This window comes from Variovorax glucosi (assembly GCF_051216695.1).
GTDB lineage: Bacteria > Pseudomonadota > Gammaproteobacteria > Burkholderiales > Burkholderiaceae_C > Variovorax.
On record NZ_JBPJZE010000166.1, the window covers coordinates 1 to 1,279 of the forward strand.

1 protein-coding gene and 1 pseudogene are annotated in these 1,279 nt (G+C 66.1%); one reads left to right on the forward strand and one right to left on the reverse strand.

Annotated features, from left to right (window positions below):
• A pseudogene (locus tag ACSFA3_RS23915) lies at positions 1–287 on the reverse strand (ANTAR domain-containing protein); the annotation flags it as partial.
• Positions 288–553: 266 nt separating this feature from the next.
• Between ACSFA3_RS23915 and ACSFA3_RS23920 the strand changes: the two are divergent.
• A partial coding sequence (locus ACSFA3_RS23920) for an MFS transporter (RefSeq protein ID WP_435507889.1) occupies positions 554–1,279 on the forward strand: 726 nt, incomplete at its 3' end.

Consider the following 1,279-nt stretch of genomic DNA (forward strand, 5'->3'; position numbering starts at 1 on the left):
AGTACGACCAATTCTTCATGCTGCGTGCCGCCCAACGGCGCGCTGACAAGGCTCAGCGCGCATGGCGGCAGGCCGGCCCAGGTGCGCAATGCGTCGAGCAGCGTGGGCGTGGGCAAAGGCAGGCAAATCAAGGCCTGCCGGGGGGCCAGCGCCTCGACCTGCCGCGCGAAGCTGCCGCAATCCGCAACGCCGAGCACGTCGATACCAGCGCCGGACAGCGCCCGCGCAAGCGCCTCGGGCAGCACGAGGCCGGCAGGTTCATCGGGCAGGACAACGAGAAGGGACATCTTGGGGAAGCAGTGTGGGAACGCACCGCGAGCATAGGCCACGCCCGCGCGAACTCGCGGGCACGCCTCTTGCATGAAACGGAGCGCGGTGTAACGAAGCACCGCTTTGGTGATGAGGCTGCAGGCTCCTGCAGCCGGCCCGGCAATTCACACGCCGGGCACACCCCCACGCCGACAGCGTCCGCTGCCGGCACTCCGCCCCCAACCCCGTCCGTCGACACGACCTCTCCAGGGTCGCGCCGCGGCTTTTCGCATCTTTGAACGCCATGTCCAGCTTCAGGAATTTCTTGCAATCAGGCCACAGCCCGACACTGTTCGCGGCCTTCCTGTACTTCTCGTTTTCCTGCTGCATCTGGGTGCTCAACGGCGCCATGGCGCCCTTCATAGGCGAAACCTTCAACCTCTCGCCGGCGCAGAAGGGCCTGATGCTGTCGGTGCCCATCATCGCGGGCGCGCTGATGCGCTTTCCGCTCGGCATCCTCTCGCAGTACATCGGTCGCAAGAAGGCCACGCTGGTCGAGATGGCGCTGATCGCGGTGGCGATGCTGTTCGGCTTCTTCTTCGTCAAGAGCTTCAACGACCTGCTCGCCATGGGCGTGCTGCTGGGCATTGCGGGCGCGAGCTTCGGCGTGGCGCTGTCGCTGGGCTCGGGCTGGTTCCCGCCGCAGCACAAGGGCCTGGCCATGGGCCTTGTGGGCGCGGGCAACGTGGGCACGGCGGTGTCGGTGCTGGTGGCGCCGCCGCTGGCGAACTGGCTGGGCTGGCAGGCGGTGTACGGCGTGGCCGCCGTCGCCATCCTCATTCCGATGGTCGTGATGGTGATCTTCGCCAAGGAGCCGCCGGACGTGAACGCGCATTCAAGCTTCCGCGAGCACATTGCCTGCCTGTTCGAGAAAGACGGCTGGGTGTTCAGCCTGATCTACGGCGTGACCTTCGGCGGCTTCATCGGCCTTACGACCTTCTTGCCCTCGTACTACTACGACCAATTCGGC